24 protein-coding genes and 1 other RNA gene are annotated in these 23153 nt (G+C 51.0%); 16 read left to right on the forward strand and 9 right to left on the reverse strand.

From position 1 onward, the window contains the following. Window positions 1-110: 110 nt before the first annotated feature. The 10 genes from ACTHTS_RS09285 (at window position 111) to murU (ending at window position 5682) form a co-directional block, all read left to right on the forward strand. Window positions 111-1100, forward strand: a complete 990-nt coding sequence (locus tag ACTHTS_RS09285; RefSeq protein ID WP_004520880.1) for an NAD(P)H-dependent glycerol-3-phosphate dehydrogenase — start codon at window positions 111-113, stop codon at window positions 1098-1100. Window positions 1101-1174: 74 nt separating this feature from the next. Beyond that, complete coding sequence (locus ACTHTS_RS09290) at window positions 1175-1498, forward strand: hypothetical protein (protein WP_039862529.1); 324 nt, start codon at window positions 1175-1177, stop codon at window positions 1496-1498. 11 nt (window positions 1499-1509) lie between these two features. Next, window positions 1510-1812, forward strand: coding sequence for a cell division protein ZapA (locus tag ACTHTS_RS09295; protein WP_003681511.1), 303 nt, complete (start codon window positions 1510-1512; stop codon window positions 1810-1812). Between the two features lie 8 nt (window positions 1813-1820). After that, window positions 1821-2001, forward strand: a non-coding RNA gene (gene ssrS, locus ACTHTS_RS09300) — 6S RNA. Window positions 2002-2180: 179 nt separating this feature from the next. Further along, window positions 2181-2612 (forward strand): 50S ribosomal protein L13, encoded by a 432-nt coding sequence (rplM, locus tag ACTHTS_RS09305; protein WP_003684605.1) that lies wholly within the window; start codon window positions 2181-2183, stop codon window positions 2610-2612. Between the two features lie 12 nt (window positions 2613-2624). Continuing rightward, on the forward strand, window positions 2625-3017 hold the full coding sequence (rpsI, locus tag ACTHTS_RS09310) for a 30S ribosomal protein S9 (protein WP_003681515.1): 393 nt from the start codon (window positions 2625-2627) through the stop codon (window positions 3015-3017). 88 nt (window positions 3018-3105) lie between these two features. Next, window positions 3106-3612, forward strand: coding sequence for a protein disulfide oxidoreductase (locus ACTHTS_RS09315; RefSeq protein WP_440369859.1), 507 nt, complete (start codon window positions 3106-3108; stop codon window positions 3610-3612). A gap of 339 nt (window positions 3613-3951) precedes the next feature. After that, window positions 3952-4389 (forward strand): homoprotocatechuate degradation operon regulator HpaR, encoded by a 438-nt coding sequence (gene hpaR / locus ACTHTS_RS09320; protein ID WP_004520883.1) that lies wholly within the window; start codon window positions 3952-3954, stop codon window positions 4387-4389. 10 nt (window positions 4390-4399) lie between these two features. After that, a complete protein-coding gene (hpaC, locus tag ACTHTS_RS09325) occupies window positions 4400-4900 on the forward strand; it encodes a 4-hydroxyphenylacetate 3-monooxygenase, reductase component (protein ID WP_070625197.1) in 501 nt (166 codons plus the stop codon). Window positions 4901-4986: 86 nt separating this feature from the next. Next, a complete protein-coding gene (gene murU, locus ACTHTS_RS09330; protein WP_440369860.1) occupies window positions 4987-5682 on the forward strand; it encodes an N-acetylmuramate alpha-1-phosphate uridylyltransferase MurU in 696 nt (231 codons plus the stop codon). A gap of 93 nt (window positions 5683-5775) precedes the next feature. Here the strand turns inward: murU and rarD are convergent, their stop codons facing one another. From rarD to ACTHTS_RS09355, 5 genes are all read right to left on the reverse strand, one after another. Next, on the reverse strand, window positions 5776-6678 hold the full coding sequence (gene rarD, locus ACTHTS_RS09335; protein WP_440369861.1) for an EamA family transporter RarD: 903 nt from the start codon (window positions 6676-6678) through the stop codon (window positions 5776-5778). Window positions 6679-6853: 175 nt separating this feature from the next. Further along, complete coding sequence (gene tsaD, locus ACTHTS_RS09340; protein WP_440369862.1) at window positions 6854-7924, reverse strand: tRNA (adenosine(37)-N6)-threonylcarbamoyltransferase complex transferase subunit TsaD; 1071 nt, start codon at window positions 7922-7924, stop codon at window positions 6854-6856. A gap of 99 nt (window positions 7925-8023) precedes the next feature. After that, window positions 8024-9211 (reverse strand): c-type cytochrome biogenesis protein CcsB, encoded by a 1188-nt coding sequence (ccsB, locus tag ACTHTS_RS09345; RefSeq protein WP_440369863.1) that lies wholly within the window; start codon window positions 9209-9211, stop codon window positions 8024-8026. Continuing rightward, the gene (locus tag ACTHTS_RS09350) at window positions 9204-11156 is read right to left on the reverse strand and encodes a cytochrome c biogenesis protein ResB (protein WP_440369913.1); all 1953 of its coding nucleotides are present in this window, start codon (window positions 11154-11156) and stop codon (window positions 9204-9206) included. The genes ccsB and ACTHTS_RS09350 overlap by 8 nt, the downstream gene beginning before the upstream one ends. Window positions 11157-11424: 268 nt before the next feature. Next, window positions 11425-12048, reverse strand: coding sequence for a c-type cytochrome (locus ACTHTS_RS09355; RefSeq protein ID WP_003684518.1), 624 nt, complete (start codon window positions 12046-12048; stop codon window positions 11425-11427). Between the two features lie 215 nt (window positions 12049-12263). Here ACTHTS_RS09355 and yihA point away from each other — a divergent pair, with 215 nt between their 5' ends. Further along, window positions 12264-12905, forward strand: coding sequence for a ribosome biogenesis GTP-binding protein YihA/YsxC (gene yihA, locus ACTHTS_RS09360; protein ID WP_440369864.1), 642 nt, complete (start codon window positions 12264-12266; stop codon window positions 12903-12905). Window positions 12906-13113: 208 nt separating this feature from the next. Here the strand turns inward: yihA and ACTHTS_RS09365 are convergent, their stop codons facing one another. Further along, complete coding sequence (locus ACTHTS_RS09365) at window positions 13114-13332, reverse strand: hypothetical protein (protein WP_036492735.1); 219 nt, start codon at window positions 13330-13332, stop codon at window positions 13114-13116. Next, entirely contained in the window at window positions 13310-13543 is a 234-nt protein-coding gene (locus ACTHTS_RS09370; RefSeq protein WP_002221492.1) for an RNA-binding S4 domain-containing protein, read from the reverse strand. Before ACTHTS_RS09370 ends, ACTHTS_RS09365 begins: the two co-directional genes overlap by 23 nt. A gap of 165 nt (window positions 13544-13708) precedes the next feature. On the opposite strand from ACTHTS_RS09370, the gene dnaE reads away from it, so the two are divergent. Continuing rightward, the gene (dnaE, locus tag ACTHTS_RS09375; RefSeq protein WP_440369865.1) at window positions 13709-17143 is read left to right on the forward strand and encodes a DNA polymerase III subunit alpha; all 3435 of its coding nucleotides are present in this window, start codon (window positions 13709-13711) and stop codon (window positions 17141-17143) included. A 222-nt stretch (window positions 17144-17365) separates the two neighbouring features. On the opposite strand, the gene ACTHTS_RS09380 is transcribed toward dnaE, so the two are convergent. Next, window positions 17366-17701, reverse strand: a complete 336-nt coding sequence (locus ACTHTS_RS09380) for a hypothetical protein (protein WP_063068286.1) — start codon at window positions 17699-17701, stop codon at window positions 17366-17368. Between the two features lie 290 nt (window positions 17702-17991). Between ACTHTS_RS09380 and ACTHTS_RS09385 the strand changes: the two genes are divergently transcribed. From ACTHTS_RS09385 to ACTHTS_RS09400, 4 genes are all read left to right on the forward strand, one after another. Then, window positions 17992-18486 (forward strand): restriction endonuclease, encoded by a 495-nt coding sequence (locus ACTHTS_RS09385; protein ID WP_070591536.1) that lies wholly within the window; start codon window positions 17992-17994, stop codon window positions 18484-18486. 21 nt (window positions 18487-18507) lie between these two features. Then, entirely contained in the window at window positions 18508-19371 is an 864-nt protein-coding gene (locus tag ACTHTS_RS09390; RefSeq protein ID WP_440369866.1) for a mechanosensitive ion channel domain-containing protein, read from the forward strand. Between the two features lie 67 nt (window positions 19372-19438). Beyond that, window positions 19439-20305 carry a hypothetical protein gene (locus tag ACTHTS_RS09395; protein ID WP_440369867.1) on the forward strand — a complete coding sequence of 289 codons (867 nt, stop codon included), beginning with the start codon at window positions 19439-19441 and terminating at the stop codon, window positions 20303-20305. A gap of 121 nt (window positions 20306-20426) precedes the next feature. Beyond that, window positions 20427-22463 carry a M3 family metallopeptidase gene (locus ACTHTS_RS09400; RefSeq protein WP_440369868.1) on the forward strand — a complete coding sequence of 679 codons (2037 nt, stop codon included), beginning with the start codon at window positions 20427-20429 and terminating at the stop codon, window positions 22461-22463. A 357-nt stretch (window positions 22464-22820) separates the two neighbouring features. Here ACTHTS_RS09400 and ACTHTS_RS09405 read toward each other — a convergent pair whose 3' ends face one another. Next, on the reverse strand, window positions 22821-23084 hold the full coding sequence (locus ACTHTS_RS09405; protein ID WP_049333596.1) for a hypothetical protein: 264 nt from the start codon (window positions 23082-23084) through the stop codon (window positions 22821-22823). Between the last annotated feature and the right edge of the window lie 69 nt (window positions 23085-23153).

Below are 23153 nucleotides of genomic sequence, written 5' to 3' on the forward strand. Positions count from 1 at the left end.
AGACGGCCTAAGGCTTTTTAAACGGCACAAAATATTTTTCACAAACGCCGCCCTTGCACCCCAAAGCCGTTTGTTTTAAAGTAAGCCCCGTTCCCATATGGAAGAGAAACATGAAAATTACCGTCATCGGCGCAGGTTCGTGGGGTACAGCTCTCGCGTTGCACTTTGCGCACCACAACAATGAAGTTGCCCTTTGGACACGCAATCCCGACCAAATCCGCACCCTGCAAGCAGATCGCGAAAACAAACGCGGCTTGCCCGGCTTCCCTTTCCCCGAGTCCCTGACCGTTCACGCCGATTTGGGTGAAGCGCTGAAAGACAGCCAACTTGCCCTGATCGTTACCTCCGTAGCCGGCCTCAGAAGCAGTGCCGAGCTGCTCAAACAGCATAACGCCGCCGATATTCCCGTTCTCGCCGCCTGCAAAGGTTTTGAACAAGATACTGGCCTCCTGACTTTCCAAGTACTGAAAGAAGTCCTGCCTAACAATAAAAAAATCGGCGTTCTCTCAGGACCGAGCTTTGCCCAAGAACTCGCAGCCCAACTGCCTTGCGCCGTCGTGTTTGCTTCCGAAAACAAAGACTGGGTGGAAGAAACTACTGCCCAACTGAACACCAACGTAATGCGCCTGTACGGCAGCACCGATGTCATCGGTGTCGCAGTGGGCGGTGCCGTTAAAAACGTCATGGCGATTGCCACCGGCCTTTCAGACGGCCTCGAATACGGCCTCAACGCACGCGCAGCCTTAGTAACACGCGGCCTTGCCGAAATCACCCGCCTTGCCATCGCCATGGGCGCTCAACCCAAAACCATGATGGGCTTGGCAGGCATCGGCGACCTTATCCTGACCTGTACCGGCGCACTCTCGCGCAACCGCCGCGTCGGCCTCGGCCTCGCAGAAGGAAAAGAGTTGCATCAAGTGCTTGTCGAAATCGGCCACGTTTCCGAAGGTGTCAGCACCATTGAAGAAGTCTTCAACACCGCCGCCAAATACCAAATCGATATGCCCATCACTCAAACCCTGCTGCAACTCATCCGCAAAGAAATGACACCGCAGCAAGTCGTTGAACGACTGATGGAACGAAGCGCTCGCTTCGAATAAACGGTCGCGCCGTCTGCCATTCAGACGGCCTGACGCACAATATGACGGCCATAAGGCCGTCTGAAGGGAAACACATGAACCAATCACTGAACAATCTGGAAATCAACGTTTACCAACTTGTCCAAAAATTTGAAACGCTGGTTTCAGAAAACCGCCGTCTCAACGAAGAAATCGACAGACTCAAACTCGAGCAAGAGCAACAAAAACGCCAACACGACGCGGCCATTGACGAACTCAGCGAAGCCTTGCTGGTTCAAGTCGGCAAACTCAAAGAGGACCTGCAAAGCAAAATTGACAACCTGACTGCCGAAAAAGAAAACTACCGCAACGCGCTGGCCCAAAGCGCAGACCAAATCCGCAGCCTCATTACCCGATTGCCCCAAGAAACACAACAATAAAAGGATGCCCCGTGAGTATCGAACAAGTCAATCTCGACATCATGAATGTCAACTTCACCATCAACACACCGAGTGAAGAAAAAGCCACCCTTCTGCAAGCCGTTGAAATGCTCAACAAGAAAAGCGATGCGATTAAAGAAAGCGGCCGCATCGTCGGCACAGACAAAATCGTCGTCATGGCAGCCCTCAACGTCGTGCACGACCTCTTGAAAACCACCCTCAACGACGATTTGGCAATCGGTGAATTTGAGCGTAAAATAACCGACATGAACAACGCGTGCCAAAAAGCACTGGCGCGCTTGGAGCAAAACTGATTTTCCCCTTTTCCCTGCGGTGTTCGCGAAGGCATACATTCCTTTGAACCAATACGTTCGCTTTAGGTTGCCGGGAGCTGTAGTGGGCGCGAGCGTCCGTTTATTGGACGCACCCGAAACTACCCGAGGTGACCGCCTTGTCAGCAAGGTTCAAGCGGATTCAGCCTAAACGGCACTCGTGGGGATTCCCTAAAAAAAGCCATACCGACAGGTGTGGCTTTTCCCTTTCCAAGTAAAGACTTTCGTAAAGATTTCCGGCCGTCTGAAAAAACCGCATATTCATGCATCAAACACACTCAATTAAGATTGACAAAAACCAATCTCCTCTTTAAAATCCATAACTTTCTATATATATCTGGATTCCAACCATGAAAACCTTCTCTGCAAAACCCCACGAGGTGAAGCGCGAATGGTTCGTCATTGACGCAGAAGACAAAGTTCTGGGTCGTGTCGCAGCCGAAGTCGCACACCGTCTGCGCGGCAAACACAAACCCGAATACACCCCTCACGTTGATACCGGCGACTACATCATCGTCATCAACGCAGACAAACTGCGCGTGACCGGTGCTAAATTCGAAGACAAAAAATACTTCCGTCACTCTGGTTTCCCAGGTGGCATCTACGAGCGTACTTTCCGCGAAATGCAAGAGCAATTCCCAGGCCGCGCTTTGGAACAAGCCGTAAAAGGCATGTTGCCTAAAGGTCCTCTGGGCTACGCCATGATCAAAAAACTGAAAGTGTACGCTGGCGCCGAACACGGCCACGCTGCACAACAACCTAAAGTTTTGGAACTGAAATAATAAGGACACGACATGAACGGTAAATACTACTACGGCACAGGCCGCCGCAAAAGTTCAGTGGCTCGTGTATTCTTGACTAAAGGTACCGGCCAAATCATCGTAAACGGCCGTCCCGTTGACGAATTCTTCGCACGTGAAACCAGCCGCATGGTTGTACGTCAACCTCTGGTTCTGACTGAAAATGCCGAATCTTTCGACATCAAAGTTAACGTAACCGGTGGCGGCGAAACCGGTCAATCCGGCGCCATCCGTCACGGCATTACCCGCGCCCTGATCGACTTCGACGCAGCCCTGAAACCAGCCCTGTCTCAAGCAGGCTTCGTTACTCGCGATGCTCGTGAAGTTGAACGTAAAAAACCTGGTTTGCGCAAAGCACGTCGCGCAAAACAATTCTCCAAACGTTAATACGTTTTCAGAATCGAATCAAAAAGCCTTGCCCTGCAAGGCTTTTTTCATTTATAAAACAATAATCCAATATCCCCCGCAATATATGATGAAAACCCTGCTCCACTACGCCAAATCATTGCTTCAGGCTGTGATTATCTTCATCTTCTTATCCCTGATTGTCGACTGGGTGCGCAAGCCTGACCAGCCCTTACAATCAGCGGCACAAACCATTACTTTAACCGATGGGCAAACCACTTCCCTTCAATCCTTCAGCCAAAATCGGGTTGCCGTCGTTTATTTTTGGGGTAGCTGGTGTCGTATTTGTTCATACACATCATCAACCATAGAAAAGCTGCACCAAGACAATATCCCAACACTGGGCGTAGCCTTGCGCTCCGGAAGCGACGCGGACATTGCCCACTATATGCAACAAAACAATCTATCCTTTCCAAACTTCAATGATTCAGACGGCCTGATGTCTCAAAAATGGGATATAGCCGTCACACCGACCATTATCATATTAAAAGATGGCAAAATGATTCATCACACATCCGGACTTTCCAGTTATATCGGCTTAAAAATCAGAATTTACTTGGCAGATATCTTCAGCTAAATTCATTGAAAATCCACTAAAAATAGAGAATCTAAAGAATAATTTCAACTGAATATATTCAACCAATTCCATTTCATAAATAAATAAACTATCTCTTTCCCAATAACATATGATTTTGTTGAGATTATAAAGAAAATAGACTAAGATATAACCATAAGAACAATTGGAAACATTATTATCAAAACAAACTGTTAGAGATCTTCATCTAATATTGTGGCAGTGATGCTTTTGTTCCCATGACCCGGCTGCCGACGGCAGCCTTAAAACAGCAATATTCGCCTTTATCAATCTACCTCACGCTTCAACGGTTTGATTTTTGATAACACCGGAGACTTAGTAATGCCCAACCAATCTAAACATGCATCTATCAATATCGGTCTGATTCAGGCACGGGAAGCATTGATGACCCAATTCCGCCCTATTCTGAACCAAGCCAATATTACTGACCAGCAATGGCGTATCATCCGGCTCTTAGCGGAAAACGGCACACTCGACTTTCAAGATTTGGCCAATCAGGCCTGCATCCTTCGCCCCAGCCTGACCGGCATTCTGACCCGCTTGGAAAAAGCAGGTTTGGCCGTGCGCCTGAAGCCTTCCAACGACCAACGCCGCGTTTATCTGAAACTGACGCCCGAAGGCGAGAAACTCTATGAGTCCACCGGCGCATTGGTTGACGAGCGCTATGACGCAATTGAAAAAGTCCTTACCAAAGAAAAAATGGCACAACTCAAAGAACTCTTGGCAGAGCTGGCAAAAATCGAACAGGCATTAAAATAAAGCGAGCCGGATGACAGATTCAACACACACACTCAAGAGATCCTTCCGAGATGCCATGGCCTCCTGTGCCGCCGGCGTGCACGTTATCACGACAGACGGCGAAGCGGGACGCTATGGCATTACTATGACTGCCGTAACTGCCGTTACCGACGAGCCACCGACGGTCATGCTGTGCATCAACCGCCAATCCGCCATCATTCCCATTCTGCAAGGCAACCGTGATTTGTGCATCAACACACTCAACGATAGCCAGCAGGATGTTGCCGAACACTTTGCCGGACTGACCGACCTCTCGCCCGAAGAACGCTTCGAATACCATATTTGGCACAGGGGGCAAACCGGACAACTCGAAGTCGAAGGCGCACTGGCGCACCTGCACGGCAGCATTGTCGATCAACGCGAAATCGGCACGCATTACGTCTTTTTCGTTCAGATCAACGAAATCCGCAATACCGACACGCAAGCGCCGGCATTGCTGTATTTCCGTAGGCAATTCAAATCTTTGGCATAAATAAAGGTCTCAGGCCGTCTGAAACATCGGTTTCATTTTTCAGACGGCCTGAGACTTTTTCTGTTTCACACATTATAGGCACACCCATGAAAGCAATGATACTAGCCGCCGGTCGCGGCGAACGCATGCGCCCGCTGACCGACCACACGCCCAAACCCTTACTCGAAGTAGCAGGTACACCGCTTATCGGCTGGCACTTGCGCCGCCTGCAGCAGGCCGGTTTTACTGAAATCGTCATCAACCATGCCTGGCTTGGACAACAAATCGAAGATACCTTGAAAGATGGTTCGGACTACGGCGTGCGCATTGCCTACTCTCCAGAGCGCGCCGGAGGCCTGGAAACCGCCGGCGGCATTGCCACTGCCCTGCCTCTTTTGGGCAACGAGCCGTTTTTGGTCGTCAATGGCGATGTATTAACCGACATTAATTTCCAAGCTGCACGACTGGCTGCCCAGCGCATGCAGGAACACAACCTTCTCGCCCATTTGTGGCTGGTGAACAATCCGCCCCACCATCCCGAAGGCGACTTCGGTCTGCTTTCAGACGGCCTGGTATCCGCATCATCCGCAGACGGCCAAGCCCTGACTTTCAGCGGCGTGGGCGTTTATCATCCCGCACTTTTCAAAGATACTCCGGCGCACCAAGCTGCCAAACTTGCCCCTCTATTGCGTCAGGCCATGAACCAAAACCAAATCAGCGGCGAACACCACAACGGCCTTTGGTTGGACGTCGGCACCGTCGAACGCCTGCAAGAAGCTGACCGTATCGCCCAAAGCTGGTAAAACAAAAGGAACGTATCCGATACATCCCTTTCAATATCAAAGGCCGTCTGAAAATATTGGTCAACCCATTTTTCAGACGGCCTCAATCTATCATCAAGCTTTAGCCAATTTCTTTTCTTTATTCATTCCTAACAAGCCATTAACAATCATCACGCACAATCCCGACCAAATCAGGCCATAGCCGATCAATGCGCCTTTTTGCACCGGCTCGCCCAGCCATACAATCGACACAATAAAAAGCAATACAGGCTCCAAATAGCTCAACATGCCGAACACCGCCACCGGCAGCAACTGATTTGCCTTCAAATTCAAATGCATGGATATTGCACTATTAAAACCCAGCAACACAATAAAGAAAATTAAAACTGGTTTGGCCGCAATCATCGCCGGCGTATCCGTTGCAAATATAATATACGCCAATGCAAACGGCGTAATCATCAACAAATCAAAGGTCAGCCCGATTAAGGAAGGCACGCCCAGCTTGCGGCGCAGCAGATAATAAAACGGATAAGTACCGAACACCCATACAGTCGTCCACGAAAACGCGCCCGACCGCACCAATTCGCATGCCACGCCTGCACACGCCAAGATTACCGCCACCCTCTGCAACCGGTTCAAACGCTCTTTAAACCAAATCCGTCCGCCCAGCATCATCGCCAAAGGAAACAGGAAATAACCCATGGCAATGTTTACCCCTTCTCCATTGACCGGCCCCCAAACAAACAGCCACAACTGGCTGGCAAATATCGGCGTCGGCAATACAATCAGCAGCCATCGTTTCCAATCCCGGCCAACGCCATAAGCAAAACGCATTGCCGCCTGCCAACCGTTGACCATGGTCATCAGCACGCACAAAGCCGACAGCATGGCGACCATGCGCCAGGCAAACACCTCCGTCCCCGTCATCGGCCGCATCCACATACCGTACAGAAACAGCATGGAAAACAACAAATTGGACGCTACCGCAGCCAGTAAACCTTTGGATAAATTCGTCATTTCAGACGGCCTTTTGCAATCAATCAAAGTTAATATTGTAGAAAAAACGGATGAAAAAATTACTCATCTTTTTGAATGAAGTTTTACCGCAAACATCTATTTCATTAAAGGCCGTCTGAAACCCTGTCTTCAGGTTTTCAGACGGCCTTTCATTACATCGAAGCAGTCTAATGCATCAACCCTGCTTCACAATATCCGACAGCGGCCAGCGCGGCTTGACATTGAATGCACCGACAGCCTGACGCTCGGCAAGACGCATCGCGCCGGCAAAGGCAATCATTGCGCCGTTGTCGGTACAGTATGCCATCGGTGGGAAATAGACGTTGATTTTTTCTTCCTGCGGTTTGGGTTTGCCTTTTTCAGACGGCATTTTGACGGTCAAGCGCGAAAATTCATCGCGCAGTTTCCAGTTTGCACCCACACCGCCGGCAACCACCAAAGTTCTGAAACCGGTATCCAACAATGCTTTTTTGGCTTTGGCCGCCAACACGTCAACTACCGCATCTTGGAAAGCGCGGCAAATGTCGTTGCGTGTTTGTTCCGGAATTTCATCGCAATCTGTTTCGCCGCGGACTTTTTCGACAGCGGTCAAAACGGCGGTTTTCAAACCGGAAAAGCTCATCTGCAAATCGTGTGAATGCAGCATGGGGCGTGGGAACGTGAAGGTATCAGGCGTGCCGAGTTTGGCCAGCTCGGATAATTTGGCACCACCGGGATAAGGCAGACCCAACAGCTTGGCTGTTTTGTCGAACGCCTCGCCTGCCGCATCATCCACGCTTTCGCCCAACAAGGTGTAATCGCCGATACCGCGTACAGCCATAAATTGCGTATGTCCGCCCGACACCAGCAAAGCGACAAATGGAAACTCAGGCTTGTCGTCTGCCAACAAGGGCGAGAGCAAATGGCCTTCAAGATGGTGGACGGGGATAACGGGCTTGCCGATGGCAAATGCCAACGCATTGGCGAAGCCCGAACCGGCCAGCAATGCGCCGCCCAAGCCCGGGCCTTGCGTAAAGGCAACCGCGTCGATATCGGCATAGCCTACGCCTGCTTCCTTCAAGCAACCTTGCGTCAACGGCACCACACGGCGGATATGGTCGCGGCTGGCCAATTCGGGGACAACGCCGCCGTATTCGGCGTGCATCGCCATCTGGGTGTGCAAATGATGCGCCAACAGGCCGCGCTCGGTGTCGTAGAGCGCAACGCCGGTTTCGTCGCAAGATGATTCAATTCCTAATACCAACATGGTTTGAGGCCGTCTGAAAAAATGATTAAAAACGATTCAGACGGCGTTTTCTCCGAAAACGGAAAAAGGCCGTCTGAAATAAAGTGCGGAATAAGCGGCTTACAAAGTGCCGTAAGAATGCAGGCCGCTCAAGAACATATTCACGCCGATAAATGCAAAGGCGGTAATGACCAGGCCGATGACCGCCCACCAAGCCAACACTTTGCCGCGCCAGCCTGCCACCAGCCGCAAATGCAACCAGATCGCGTAATTCAGCCAAACGATGAATGCCCAAGTCTCTTTCGGGTCCCAGCTCCAATAGCGGCCCCACGCGTCGGCCGCCCACAATGCGCCGAGGATGGTGGCAATGGTGAAGAATAGGAAACCGACGGCAATCGCTTTGTACATGACTTCTTCAATGACTTGAGATTGTGGCAGCCATGATTTTTTGCCCGCATCTTCTTTTCTGAGCGCCAACAGTTCGGCAATACCCAGCATGGCGGCGATACAGAATGCGCCGTAGCCGATAAAGTTGGCCGGAACGTGGATTTTCATCCACCAAGACTGCAAAGCAGGAATCAGCGGCTGAATAGTATGCGCCTCGCGCGAAACGCTGTACCACAAGACAAATCCGACTACGACCGCCATAAAGCTGAAGACAAATCCGCCCAGTTTTTGTACGGCAAAACGGCCTTCGTAGTAGAGGTACATCAGCGCCGTAATGACCAAGAACAAGATGAATACTTCGTAAAGATTGGAGACTGGAATATGGCCGGCATCGGGACGCAGCAGATAGCTTTCATGCCAGCGTACCAGCAGGCCGATAAAACCCGCCATCGCGGAAACCCACGCAAACACGCTCCCCATGCCCAAAAGCGTATTGGTCGGCACATTCTTGCGCACCGCCGCTATCGCGCCGACGATATAGGCAAACAAGGCAAAGAATACAAACGCGCATTGCCACATAATCGCCGACTGGCTGCTTAACAGGTATTTGAGCAGGAAGCCGTCTGCGCGTTTGATGTCGCCGCCATACAAATCAACAGCCAAATACGCCAGGCACACGCCCACAGGGATAAACCAGCGCATCGGTTTGAAAAACCAACCCAGAAAAACGGCAATACCGGCACTCGCCCACAAAATCACCATTTCGTAGATGTCCATGTGCAGACCGGCCTGGGTTTGGGCAATAAACGCACCGATGGCAATCAGCAGTGCGAATGCCCAGTCGAAAAGGTTGAGGTTTCGGATAAATGATTTGTGTGTCAGAAGCTCATGCTCGGGCAAGGCCTGATGTTTGTTATTCATGGTTCAAATCCTTGGCAAGCTGCTGCAATTGCCGTGTGTGTTGCGGAAATTCTTTCTGCAAGTCGCGTTCGTTGCGGCTGGAAGACATGGCAAAACGGATACGGCCGTCTGAAAACAGCAGCCAAGCGCGTTTTTCACGAATATAGAACATAAACACCGTACCCAACACCAGCAATACCGAACCCAGATATACCAAGAATGCGCCCGGCGAACGGGTCATCTGCAATCCGGAAGAGCGAACTTCGGAATAGCCGTCCAATTGCAGCAACATCGGCGCAGGATACTCGGTCAAACCGGTGTAAGCGTCCATTGCATGCAGCAGGAAGCGGTTGCGCTTTTCGTCTTGCGGCCAAGCCGGCAGGTTGTATGTACTGATCGTGTCTTCTAAAGCGGCGTTCATCACGCCATAGAGCATCTCGTAGAAATAGCCCTGCATTTTTTCCTGCTGGTCTTTGGGAATATTGGTGGTAACAAATTTGTCCAAAGCCAAATAGCCGCCTTTGGCAAAAATCGACAAGGTATTTTCCGCCGCCGCCATGAATTGCTCGCGGATTTCGGCGGGGGCGCCTTTAACGGCGTTGGCAACGGTTTTACGGCGTGCCGCATCGTCTTTCAAATATTGGCGCAAAGCCATAAAGGTATCGATTTTACCGTTTTTATCCATCGGAATGCGCAACCAGCGGTATTGCTGCGCCAAGCCGCTGCGCGTGCCGGTAATGAAGAAATAGTCTTCATCTTGTTTCAGCGGCAACATATAGTTTTTATATTCGACCGCCTGCCCCGCTTTGTCGCGGATGCGGTAAACGATAGACGGGCCGATATTGGTGTATTTTTTGTCCTCCTGACGGACGGAGCGGACATCATTAAGGGCGGATTTCAGGTTTTGCTCTTTTTCAGACGGCTCGCTCATGTCTTCGACGTTCATCGAAGTAAACTGGTCGAATTCCAGTTTATAAGAAGTCTTGCCCAAATCCAGCGGAAACTCGCGCATGGAAGTTGCTTTGAGTTTGACCGGAGTACGGTCGGCATCAGCCAGATTCCACGCTTTAAACGTCAAATCCGAGCCGCCGTCGGCGAAACTTGCCTGATAAACCGTAATACCGTGCAGCGTCAAAGGATGGTTGACGCGGATGGTGTGTTCGCTGACTTTGCCGGTTGCCTTGTCCGTGACTTCCAAGTCGCTGGCGAAATCGCGCGGCATACCGGTATCGTAAAAGTCGATATGGAATTTCTTCAATTTGACGGAAAACGGCAAGTCTTGCACGAGCATGCCGTTATCCGCATTCAGAAATACCACGTCCGCGCTCTGCCCTTCCGAAATATTGACATTGCCCCTAAACGACAAATTGGACGTACCCAACACGCTTTCGGGCTTAAAGTCTTTGGCGTAAACCGCCGTATTGTCTGGCACGACCCGGCCGGTAAGCATACCGATTTTCAGCAGGATGTTGCTGTCTATCAAACCGCCCAAACAAATCACAATCAGCGCGGCATGGGCAAAGATATAGCCCCATTTGTTCATCGCACCTTTTTTCGCCGCCACCAAAACCGAACCGTCTTCACGCGTAACGGTTTTGCAGCCATAGCCTTGTACTTCCAAATATCGTTGCGCGACTTCGGGCGTCACCTGTCCGTCTAAAACGGTGGAATGGCGCATTGCCGCCAGTGATTTTTCCTTGGCGTTTTCACGGAAGGAACGAATCTCGCGCAAAAACGGCGGAACATTGCGAATCAGGCACAATCCGGTGGAAATCACCAAAAACATCATGATGACAACGAACCATGCCGAGGCATACACGTCGTACAGGCCCAAAAAGCCGAAAATCTGCGACCAAAACGGGCCGAATTTCACCAAATAATCGACTTGCGGCTGGTTTTGCTGCAAGACCGTACCGATAATCGAAGCTACGCCCAACAGGCTGAGCAGGGCGACGGCAAAACGCATGGAGCTGAAAAAGGCAAACCACGGTCTACGGATGAGTGGGACGGATGATGAAGATTTACTCATGTCTCAAATGTCGGCTTGGGGCAACCCGATCCAATGGAACGGACTGCAATGACGTGTGATGCGAAAGGAAGAATACTGCATATTGTAGTAAAAATCTTGCTGTCGCTATTTGAAAAAACCAATCAGGCTTATCGGCCTATATTGGCTAAGGCCGTCTGAAGAGTTTTCAGACGGCCTGTATCAATAAGCTCGTTTCAAAACGAAATTAGTGCAAACCTTGGATGAAGTTGGCTACTGCGTTCAACTCTTCTTCGCTCAGTCGGTTGGCAATATCGGCCATGATGGCGTTTTTGCGTTGGCCGGATTGGTAAGCTTTCATTTGCTCGACAACGTAAGCTTTGTGTTGGCCGCCCAGACGAGGATAGGCTTGGATTTCAGTACCGCCGCCAGGGATACCTGCGCCGCTAGGACCGTGGCAAGACATACATGCCGGCAGTTTTTTAGCGCTCAGGCCGCCGCGATAGATTTTCGCGCCCAGCTCTGGGTTTTCTTTAGGATTGGCTTCGCCCGGTTTGCCTTGTTGTTTAGCGTAGTAGGCGGCAGCGTCGCGGATGTCTTGTTCGGACAAGTTCATCACCATCGGTTTCATCACGCCGGCAGCACCGTGGGTACGGGTACCGTCTTTGATGGCCATGGTTTGACCGTAGGTGTAGGCCGCAGCCTGACCTGCCAGTTTAGGATAAGTTGCGATACCGCTGTTACCATCGGCTGCGTGACACGCCGCACAGATAGTAGTCGCTACCTGTTTGCCTTTTTCAGCATCTGCTTTAGGGGCAGCGGAAACCGCACCGGCAGCCAATACCAAGGCCAATAAAGTCAATCGTTTCATGGAGTGCTCCTGATTACAGCATTGCGTACCGCGTCAATGCCTTTTTTATACTCAAATACCGGGGAATTTTCCCGATTAAAACCGATAATTCTATAAACGTGCTATTCTATACCAAGTTTACATTAAATTACTACTCAAATTACCAAACTGTTGCAACATAAATGCCCGATACAAATTATGATGTTGCAGTTTTGTTTCCATGTAAGGAAATACTGATGAACCTTTTTCAAAACGCCAAATTCTTTACGACGGTCAACCATCTGAAAGACCTGCCCGACACGCCGGCCGAGATTGCCTTTGTCGGCCGAAGCAATGCCGGTAAATCCAGCGCCATCAATACTTTAACCAATCATGTGCGCCTTGCCTACGTTTCCAAAACACCGGGCCGCACCCAACACATCAATTTCTTTGAGCTGGAAAACGGCAATTTCATGGTCGACTTGCCCGGCTACGGCTACGCGCAAGTACCGGAGGCCATTCGTGCACACTGGGTAAAACTCTTGGGCGACTACCTGCAACAACGTCGCCAACTGATCGGCCTGATTCTGATTATGGACTCGCGCCATCCGCTCAAAGCTTTAGACATTCAAATGCTGGACTTTTTCCACATCACCGGCCGTCCTGTGCATATCCTGCTGTCAAAAGCAGACAAGCTGTCTAAAAACGACCAGATTAAAACTTTAGCGACGGTAAAAAAATCACTCAAGCCCTACACCGAGCGTCAAAAAATCAGCGTTCAACTGTTCTCCAGCCTGAAAAAGCAAGGTATGGACGAAGTCAATCAAGTGGTCGGCTCATGGTTTGACGCGCATCGCGAAGAAATCGAGAATCTTGCAGACGAAACATCGCCTGAGTGATTGTAAGACAAGGCGGAATAAGATGAATTGACCAACCGCAAATCTTATTCCGTCATTTGTTTTTCTATAATGCCGTTTTCTATCTGACTTTCAAAGAGTATATATACGCATACCCTTTTTTATTGCGTTTTTAGTTTCCTTATCGCAAACTAAAATACTATATAAGAAAGTTTCTCAAACACACGGTTTCTATTCAACTAAACCGTTTTCAGACGGCCTTTGCCTCATCTTCGCCATCAGTCCAACCAGCTTCTTTCAATTTCCTCTGTTGCGCGTCATAGCGTGCTTTTTCCGCCCAATACATTGTCTGAATACAGGCATCGCCGCATTCGCTGCCGCAACATTCCCACGACTCAGGGCGGACAGGTTCGTCTAACAACGGCTCGCCCAAGATGGCTTCGGCTTTATTCTTCAGGGTCGTATCCATCGGCGATTTCCAAGCGCGCACCGTCAAACTCAATCACTTCGCCGCCGCGTATTTTGGCGGTTTTACGGGTTTCAGTTTCGCCGTTGCGCAACACCAGCCCTTCGGCGATAAACGCTTTTGCCTGTCCGCCGCTTTCGGCAAGGCCGGCCAATTTCAATAAGTCGCACAACGCGATGTATTCGTTGTCTTCAAGATAGACTGTTGCTTCCATCATTTAATCCTTTTCAATAATGGCGATATTTTAACATGGCCGTCTGAAAGAAAGCCCCCTTCTGTTTTATTTGCTTTATCCAACCCCATTACATTTGGTTTTCAGACGGCCTTTCGCTGCCAACCCTGCTACAATACGCCTTTTATTGTTCACGCCGATTTTGCCATGACCGAGCCGACCTACATCCCCCTGCGCCTGCATACCGAATTCTCGATTACCGACGGTATGGTGCGGATTAAAAAACTGATTGCCAAAGCGCAGGAATACGGTTTGCCTGCTTTGGGCATCAGCGATTTGATGAATGAATTCGGCTTGGTGAAATTCTATAAAGCCTGCCGCGGCGCAGGGATTAAGCCCATCGGCGCGGCGGATGTGTGGATAGGCAATCCGAATGCACCTGACAAGCCGTTTCGCGCCATGCTGATTATCCGCAACGATGCGGGTTATCTGCGTTTGAGCGAGCTTTTGACGGAGGCCTATGTCGGCAAAGACCGCAATATCCATCATGCGGAACTCAACCCCGAATGGCTGGAAAGCGGCGACAACAGCGGCTTGATTTGTTTGAGCGGCGCGCATTACGGCGAAGTGGGCGTGAATCTATTGAACAGCAATGAAGACGCGGCGCGTACGGCGGCGTTGAAATATGCGGCGTGGTTTCCCGATGCGTTTTATCTAGAGCTGCAACGCCTGCCCGAACGCCCTGAATGGGAGGCTTGCGTTTCCGGCAGCGTGAAGCTGGCGGAGGAACTGGGTTTGCCGGTGGTGGCGACGCATCCGACACAGTTTATGAGCCGCGACGATTTCAACGCACACGAGGCGCGGGTGTGTATCGCGGGCGGCTGGGTATTGACGGACAAAAAACGTCCGCGCGATTTCACGCCGAGCCAGTTTTTCATTCCGCCGGAAACCATGGCCGAACGTTTCGCCGATTTGCCCGAAGCCCTCGAAAACACGGTGGAAATTGCCAAACGCTGCAACCTGCACATCACATTGGGCAAAAACTTCCTGCCGCTCTTCCCTACTCCGGACGGCTTGTCGCTGGACGATTATTTGGTGAAACTGTCCAACGAGGGTTTGCAGGAACGCATGATTCAGCTTTATCCCGACGAGGCGGAACGGGCGGCGAAAATGCCTGAATATCAGGAACGTTTGGATTTTGAGCTGAATATCATTATCCAGATGAAATTCCCCGGCTATTTCCTTATCGTACAAGACTTTATCAACTGGGCAAAAACGCACGGCTGTCCGGTTGGGCCGGGCCGTGGTTCGGGCGCAGGCTCGCTGGTGGCGTATTCACTGAAAATTACCGACCTCGACCCGCTCAAATACGCGCTGCTGTTCGAACGTTTCTTAAACCCCGAACGCGTCTCCATGCCTGACTTTGACGTAGACTTCTGTCAGGCAAACCGCGGCCGCGTGATTGAATATGTACGCGAAAAATACGGTGCGGAAGCGGTCAGTCAGATTGTTACCTTCGGCACGATGTCCTCAAAAGCGGTGATTCGCGACGTCGGACGCGTGCTGGAACTGCCGTTTATGCTGTGCGACAAACTGTCCAAGCTGATTCCGTTGGAAGCCAACAAACCCCTGAGTTTGGAAAAAGCCATGGAGGCCGAGCCGCAGATTCAGGAATTAATCGAAGCGGAAGAAGCGGACGAACTCATTACGCTGGCGAAAAAGCTGGAAGACCTGACGCGCGGTTTGGGTATGCACGCGGGCGGCGTGTTGATTGCGCCGGGCAAGATTTCCGATTACAGCCCCGTGTATCAGGCGGACGAATCCGCCTCGCCCGTATCCATGTACGACAAGGGCGACGTGGAAGACGTGGGTTTGGTGAAGTTCGACTTTTTGGGTCTGCGCAACCTGACCATTATCGAAATGGCGCAGAACAACATCAAAAGTACCACCGGCGATATCGTCGATGTCGGCAAGATTCCGCTTGACGACCAGGCCGCCTACCAAATCTTCCGCGATGCGAACACCACCGCCGTCTTCCAGTTCGAGTCGACCGGCATGAAAAAAATGCTGAAAACGGCGCATACAACCAAGTTTGAAGAACTCATCGCCTTCGTATCGCTCTACCGTCCCGGCCCGATGGACAACATTCCCGACTTTGTCGCGCGCATGAAAGGTCAGGAGTTCCAATACATCCACCCGCTGCTTGAAGGCATCCTCGCGCCGACCTACGGCATTATGGTGTATCAGGAACAAGTGATGCAGGCGGCGCAGATTATCGGCGGCTACTCGCTCGGTGGCGCGGACTTGCTGCGCCGCGCCATGGGTAAGAAAAAACCCGAAGAAATGGTGAAACACCGCGAAATCTTCGCCGAAGGTGCGGAAAAACAAGGTATTTCGCGCGAAAAATCCGACGAAATCTTCAACTACATGGAAAAATTCGCCGGCTATGGTTTCAACAAATCCCACGCCGCCGCCTACGCCCTGATTTCCTACCAGACCGCATGGCTCAAAGCCCACTATCCCGCCGAATTTATGGCGGCAACCATGTCGTCTGAATTGGACAACACCGACCAGCTCAAGCATTTCTACGACGACTGCCGCGCCAACGGCATCGAGTTCCTGCTGCCCGACATCAACGAATCCAACTACCGCTTCACGCCGTATCCGAACATGAAAATCCGCTACGCACTCGGCGCGATTAAAGGCACGGGCGAAGCCGCCGTCGAATCCATCATCGCCGCGCGGCAAAGCGGCGGCAAGTTTACCGGCCTCTTGGACTTCTGCGAGCGCGTTGGCAAAGAACACATGAACCGCCGCACCCTCGAAGCCCTGATACGCGGCGGCGCGTTCGACAGCATCGAACCCAACCGCGCCATGCTCTTGGCGAACATCGACCTCGCCATGAACAACGCCGACCAAAAAGCCGCCAACGCCAATCAGGGCGGGCTTTTCGACATGATGGAAGACGCCATCGAACCGGTGCAGCTCATCGATGCGCCCATGTGGAGCGAATCGGAAAAACTCGCCGAAGAAAAAACCGTCATCGGCTTTTATCTGTCCGGCCACCCGTTCGGCCCGTATGCCCAAGAAGTCCGCCAAATCGCCCCGACCAAATTAGGCCGTCTGAAACCGCAAGACAGCGTACGCCTCGCCGGATTCGTGACCGCCGTGCGCACCATGATGGGCAAGCGCGGCAAAATCGCCTTCGTCAGTCTCGAAGATTTGAGCGGGCAGATTGAAATCATGGTCAGCGGCCACACGCTGGAAAACTGCGCCGACTACCTCAAATCCGACCAAGTGCTGATTATCGAATCCAAAGTCAGCCGCGACGACTACGGTGGAGGCGACGGGCTGCGCATCATGGCAAACCAAGTCATGACCCTGCAAATGGCGCGCGAACGCTACGCCCGCAGCCTCAGCCTCGCCCTCGCACCCGGCCACGACATCGCACGCCTCGCTGCCATTCTCACCGCCCACCGCCTGCCCGACACATCGCACATCCCGTTGCAACTGTCGTACAGCAACAGCAAAGCATCGGGTAAATTGAAAATTGCGCCCAAATGGATTGTAACGCCAAGCACCGCCTTGTTTGACGAACTGGAAACATTGCTCGGCAGCAGGGCAGTTCGTGTGAATTGGTAAGACTAAAGGCCGTCTGAAACTACACGTTCAGACGGCCTTTAATTTAAAAATCAAATACGGATTGAGGCTTTCAGACGACCTTATTGTATAGAGAGATTATCTGAAAAGTTTATTGCAAGAGACTTTGGCTAATAGGAAAAGATAGCCCACAAAAAAAGGGGGTGAAAATACACCCCCTTTTTCTATAGAAGCCCCATATCAAAGGCCGTCTGAAAAACAGTTTTATTTAACGATTTCAACCGGGCCGTGGTCGTCGCAGTGATCTCCGTGTTGGTGATGCAGACGGCCGTTGACGATGTAGTCGACGTGATCGCCGTGCGGTACAGCTTCGTGGCCGCAACCTTCGCCGTGAATGTGGCCGTGGCAGGTATCAACCGGATGGCAGCCGTCAGGGTTGGTTTCATTGACGCTCAGAGCATGCTCGTCGTAGTGGCCGTTGTGCTCATGGTGCAGGTGGCCGTCGTGCAGATAATCGACGTGGCCTTCGTGTTTGATGGCAGTGTGGCCGCAGTTTGCGCCGTGAACGTGGTCATGATGTTCGTGGGTTTTGCAGGTCATTTTTTCTCTCCTAATGTTCAGTGAATAGCAATCTTTCGCGATTGATTCTTTCATTTTATCTTTTTTTTGATACAAACGTAAAAAATTTTACAGTTATTAATATATTGTTACGATATATCATCTGTTGATATATAAGCCTATTTTATTTTTCAGACGGCCTTTCATCTATAATTCATTTATTTTCAGCGAGAACTTCAAACCCTTCCGGCAATGTAAAATATCGAATTTTTCAGCCGTAACAGGTAACATGGAAACAAAGGGATGGGTTCTTCAAACAAACAGGTACTGCAATGGGAAAACAAGCCAGACTTTATATGGTTCGCAGCACGCAAGGTGCGCTTTATGATGTATTTTTTGAACGCGGTGTGGCGGCGTTGGCCTGGCCCATGCTGGCCGAAGCGGCGGCCAAGGGTTTTGGCCGTGAGAAACTGACGGATATTTACCGTTCGGCCGTGCCGGATGTGAAATTGAGAACAGCGCAATCGGGTGCGGCTCAGATGTGGCGGTTTGCCAACGAGTTGGCCGATGGAGATGCCGTACTGACCTACTCGCCTGCCCTGCGCCGTTATCGGATCGGCAGAATTACAGGCGGCGCAGTACATTGTCCGCAATGGGACGATGAGAAAATGTCGCTGGTGCGGCCTGTTGAGTGGCTGGGCGAAGTATGCCGTGATGATTTGAGCGTGGCAGCACAACGGGCTTTAGGCAGTGTGGCAACTTTGTTTGCTGTATCGGAAGCGTGTGCAGCAGAAATTTTTGAACGCGTGGGTTTTCAGACGGCCTAAGAAGGAAAAGGAAACAGGATTATGTGGAACACCATGCATGAATGGCTGAACGCTTTGCCTGTCAGCGAAGAAATCATCAAATCGGCATTGATGTCGGTATTGATGATTGTGGCCGTCATTGCCGGGCGCAGCATTTTGCTCTCGGCGCATTTTCGCAGCCATCCGGATTTGAGCATTGAAAACAAACGCCGCTCGCTGGTGTTCAGCCGCAACGTGACCATGTTGCTGATCCTGCTCGGGCTGGCGATGATTTGGGCGGCGCAGATTCAAACTTTGGCGTTGTCGATGTTTGCGGTAGCCGCAGCGATTGTGGTGGCGACCAAAGAGCTGATTATGTGTTTGTCCGGCAGCATCCTGCGCTCGGTAACCAAACAATATTCCATCGGCGACTACATCGAAATCAACGGCCTGCGCGGACGGGTGGTCGATATCAATATGCTGAACACGCTGATGATGCAAATCGGCCCTAATCCGTTGATCGGCCAACTTTCCGGCAAAACGCTCTCGTTTCCCAACAGCCTGCTTTTGAGCCATACCGTGCGCCGCGACAATATTTTGGGCAATTATGTGATTCATACGGTGGAAATCCCCGTGCCGATTCATTTGGATTCGGACGAAATCATAGGCCGTCTGAAAGCCGTTCTTGAGCCGTTGTGCGCAGCCTATGTTCCCGTTATCCAACAATATTTAGAAAACGTTCAAGCGCAAAAACTCTTTATTACCCCCGCCGCCCAGCCGCGCGTGTCTCGCGTGCCGCATGATGACAAGGTGTACAACATCATCGTGCGCTTTGCCTCGCCCGTAGCCAAACGCTTGGAAATCCAACAGGCAGTTTTGGACGAATTCTTACGCACACAATGCCGATTAATCAATAAATTAAAATAGCCCAGTTTATATATACTATCAAATCCCTTACAATACCGAGGTTCATAATAAACAATAAGGAAAAATCATGTTGCCCGAATCAGCCCTTGCTGAAATGTATCCCGTCATTATGACCCCCAGCCATGACGGCAAATATTTCCACAATTACACCCTCTCGCTTCTAAACATCGTCCACACCAACGCCTCCCTCGGCCTGCCGCTGCAAGTAATGATGCAGCGCGGCGAAAGCCTGATTACGCGCGCGCGCAACAATTGCGTGGCCACATTCTTAGAAAACAAAGAATGGACGCATTTATTCTGGATTGACTCCGACATTGGCTTCTCTCCCGACTCATTCTACCGCCTGCTTTTGGCAGACAAAGACGTTGTAGCAGGCATTTATCCGCTCAAACGCGAAAACTGGCCTGAAGAAGGCGTTCCAGCCGGCACGACCCAAGCCGACTTCGAGCGCATGTACACTTCTTATACCGTTAACACCAGCGAAAAAAATGAAAACGGCGAAATCATCCTGAAAGTCGATGAAGACGGTTTTATGAAAGTTCATGATGCGCCAACCGGCTTCATGGTTATCAAGCGCAGCGTATTTGAAAAAATGATGGCAGCCTACCCCGAGTTGAACTATATCTCCGACAGCGACTACAACAGAGAAGACAAAGGCCTACACTACCGCTTCTTCGACTGCATGGTCGATCCTGAAAGCAAACGCTATCTGTCCGAAGACTACACCTTCTGCCACCTCTGGCGTCAAATCGGCGGCGACGTATACGTCGACGTACAATCCAACCTGACCCACCAAGGCGCAAAAGTGTATCGCGGCTCGTTTGCCGAATCCCTGCAAACCAATGTTGCCAATGCAGTATTTGCCCCGAAAGGCACACCGATGCGCCTCGAGCTGGCTGCGCCATTGCACGCCAATCCGCGTGGCGCAGAATAAAATTGGCTGATAGACAGACGGAACACTTTAATTCTGCCTGTCTGCCACCATATAACGCCTATCGTTTTCTTTTCAGACGGCCACAAGGCCGTCTGAATCCATCTTATTCAGGAGAAACCATATGAGCGACAACGTCCTGCTCCACTTGGGCGAAGAACCCCGTTTCGACCAAATCAAAACCGAAGATATCAAACCCGCCCTGCAAACCGCCATTGCCGAAGCGCGCGAACAAATCGCCGCCATCAAAGCGCAAACGCACACCGACTGGGCAAACACCGTCGAAAAACTGACCGACATTACCGAACGCGTCGGCCGTATTTGGAGCGTGGTTTCCCATCTCAACTCCGTGGTCGATACGCCCGAATTGCGTGCCGTATACAACGAATTGATGCCCGAAATCACCATCTTCTTCACCGAAATCGGTCAAGACATCGAGTTGTACAACCGCTTCAAAATCATCAAAAATTCTGCCGAATTCGACACCCTCTCCCCGGCGCAGCAAACCAAGCTCAACCACGACTTGCGCGACTTCGTCCTCAGCGGTGCCGAATTGCCGCCCGAACAACAGGCAGAACTGGCACAACTGCAAACCGAAGGCGCGCAACTGGGTGCCAAATTCGCACAAAACATCCAAGACGCGACCGATGCTTTCGGCATTTACTTTGACGATGCCGCGCCGCTTGCCGGCATCCCCGAAGACTCCATCACCATGTTTGCCGCCGCCGCACAAAGCGAAGGCAAAACAGGCTACAAAATCGGCCTGCAGATTCCGCACTACCTCGCCGTTATCCAATACGCCGACAACCGCGAACTGCGCGAACAAATCTACCGCGCCTACGTTACCCGCGCCAGCGAATTGTCTGACGAAGGCAAATTCGACAACACGGCCAACGTCGAACAAACCCTCGCAAACGCGCTGAAAACCGCCAAACTGCTCGGCTTCAAAAACTACGCCGAGCTGTCTCTGGCAACCAAAATGGCGGATACGCCCGAACAGGTTTTAAACTTCCTGCACGACCTTGCTCGCCGCGCCAAACCGTTTGCCGAAAAAGACTTTGCCGAAATCAAAGCCTTTGCGCGAGAAAACCTGAATATCGAAGATCCGCAATCTTGGGATTTGAGCTACGCCGCCGAAAAACTGCGCCAAGCCAAATACGCCTTCAGCGAAACCGAAGTGAAAAAATACTTCCCTATCAGCAAAGTATTGGCAGGCCTGTTTGCCCAAATCAAAAAACTCTACGGCATCGAGTTGGCTGAAAAAACCGTCCCCGTTTGGCACAAAGACGTGCGCTATTTCGAGCTGAAACAAGACGGCCAAACCATCGGCGGCGTTTACATGGATTTGTACGCACGCGAAGGCAAACGCGGCGGTGCATGGATGGACGGCTACAAAAGCCGCCGCCGTTTCGCCGACGGTACGCTGCAACTGCCGACCGCCTACCTCGTCTGCAACTTCACCCCGCCTGTTGGCGACAAAGAAGCGCGTTTGAGCCACGACGAAATCATCACCCTCTTCCACGAAACTGGCCACGGCCTGCACCACTTGTTGACCCAAGTTGACGAAGTGGGCGTATCCGGCATCAACGGCGTCGAATGGGACGCGGTCGAGCTGCCTAGCCAATTCATGGAAAACTTCGTTTGGGAATACGACGTATTGGCGCAAATGTCCTCGCACGAAGAAACCGGCGCGGTATTGCCGAAAGAGCTGTTCGACAAAATGCATGCCGCCAAAAACTTCCAACGCGGTATGTTCCTCGTCCGTCAAATGGAATTTGCCCTCTTTGACATGGAGATCTACCATCAGGAAGATGAAGGCCGTCTGAAAGAATGGCCGCAAATCTTGGACAAAGTGCGTCAAGAAGTCGCCGTGACCCAACCGCCGGCATACAACCGCTTTGCCTTGAGCTTCAGCCACATCTTCGCCGGCGGCTACTCCGCAGGCTATTACAGCTACGCATGGGCGGAAGTTTTGAGTGCAGACGCTTACGCCGCTTTTGAAGAAAGCGATGATGTTGCCGAAACCGGCCGCCGCTTCTGGAAAGAAATACTGGCAGTCGGCGGTTCGCGCAGCGCAGCCGAATCCTTCAAAGCCTTCCGCGGCCGCGAACCAAGCCTAGATGCCCTGCTCCGCCACAGCGGTTTCGACAACGCAGCTTGATTTGAAAACCCGCCGTTTTAATTGCTGATTCAACGCTAAAGGCCGTCTGAAATGTTTCAGACGGCCTTTTTATAATCAATTCAATATTTTCAGCAAAACAAATATAAAACCATTCAGCCGATAAAACTACCCGGCGCGGAACGCCGCAACGGTTGCCAAGCTCAATATTTTCCCAATGCGGACAAGCCGCCCATAAAAACAGGGCATGTTCCCATGCCCTATCATTTGAATTTCAGACGGCCTTTCGGTTGTCAAAACTTATTAGGAACAATGAGCAAGCACTGTCCCTAACAAAATTTTCGAGAAAACAGAAGTCCGCATTTCAAATTCCTATCTTCCTCCTACCCATCGCTAAAATTAGTTTTTGCCCTTTTTATCGCCGGCATTCAAGCGCATATTGATAAATTCCATCATCAAATCTTTTTTCGTCCAGAAAAAGGTTTTCATTTTTTCCAAAGAATAGATTTTCCGAATCATCGCAGGCAATCCTGCATGAACGATGGCCGCGACTTCGCCATTGGTTGTTTCGTTGTCCATGGCGGCTTTGAGGTTTAGATTGTGCGTATTCAGGTAGTTGCTAAGCTCTTTCCTGACACTGTTGCTGATTTCGAATTGTTTCATGCTTTCCGTCCATAATGTTTTTATAATTAAATAGCATATGATTCTAACAAGTTTTTTGCATCGTGCATA

It is taken from the genome of Neisseria sp. P0019.S003, assembly GCF_051957115.1.
In the GTDB taxonomy this organism is placed as follows: Bacteria; Pseudomonadota; Gammaproteobacteria; order Burkholderiales; family Neisseriaceae; genus Neisseria; species Neisseria flavescens_D.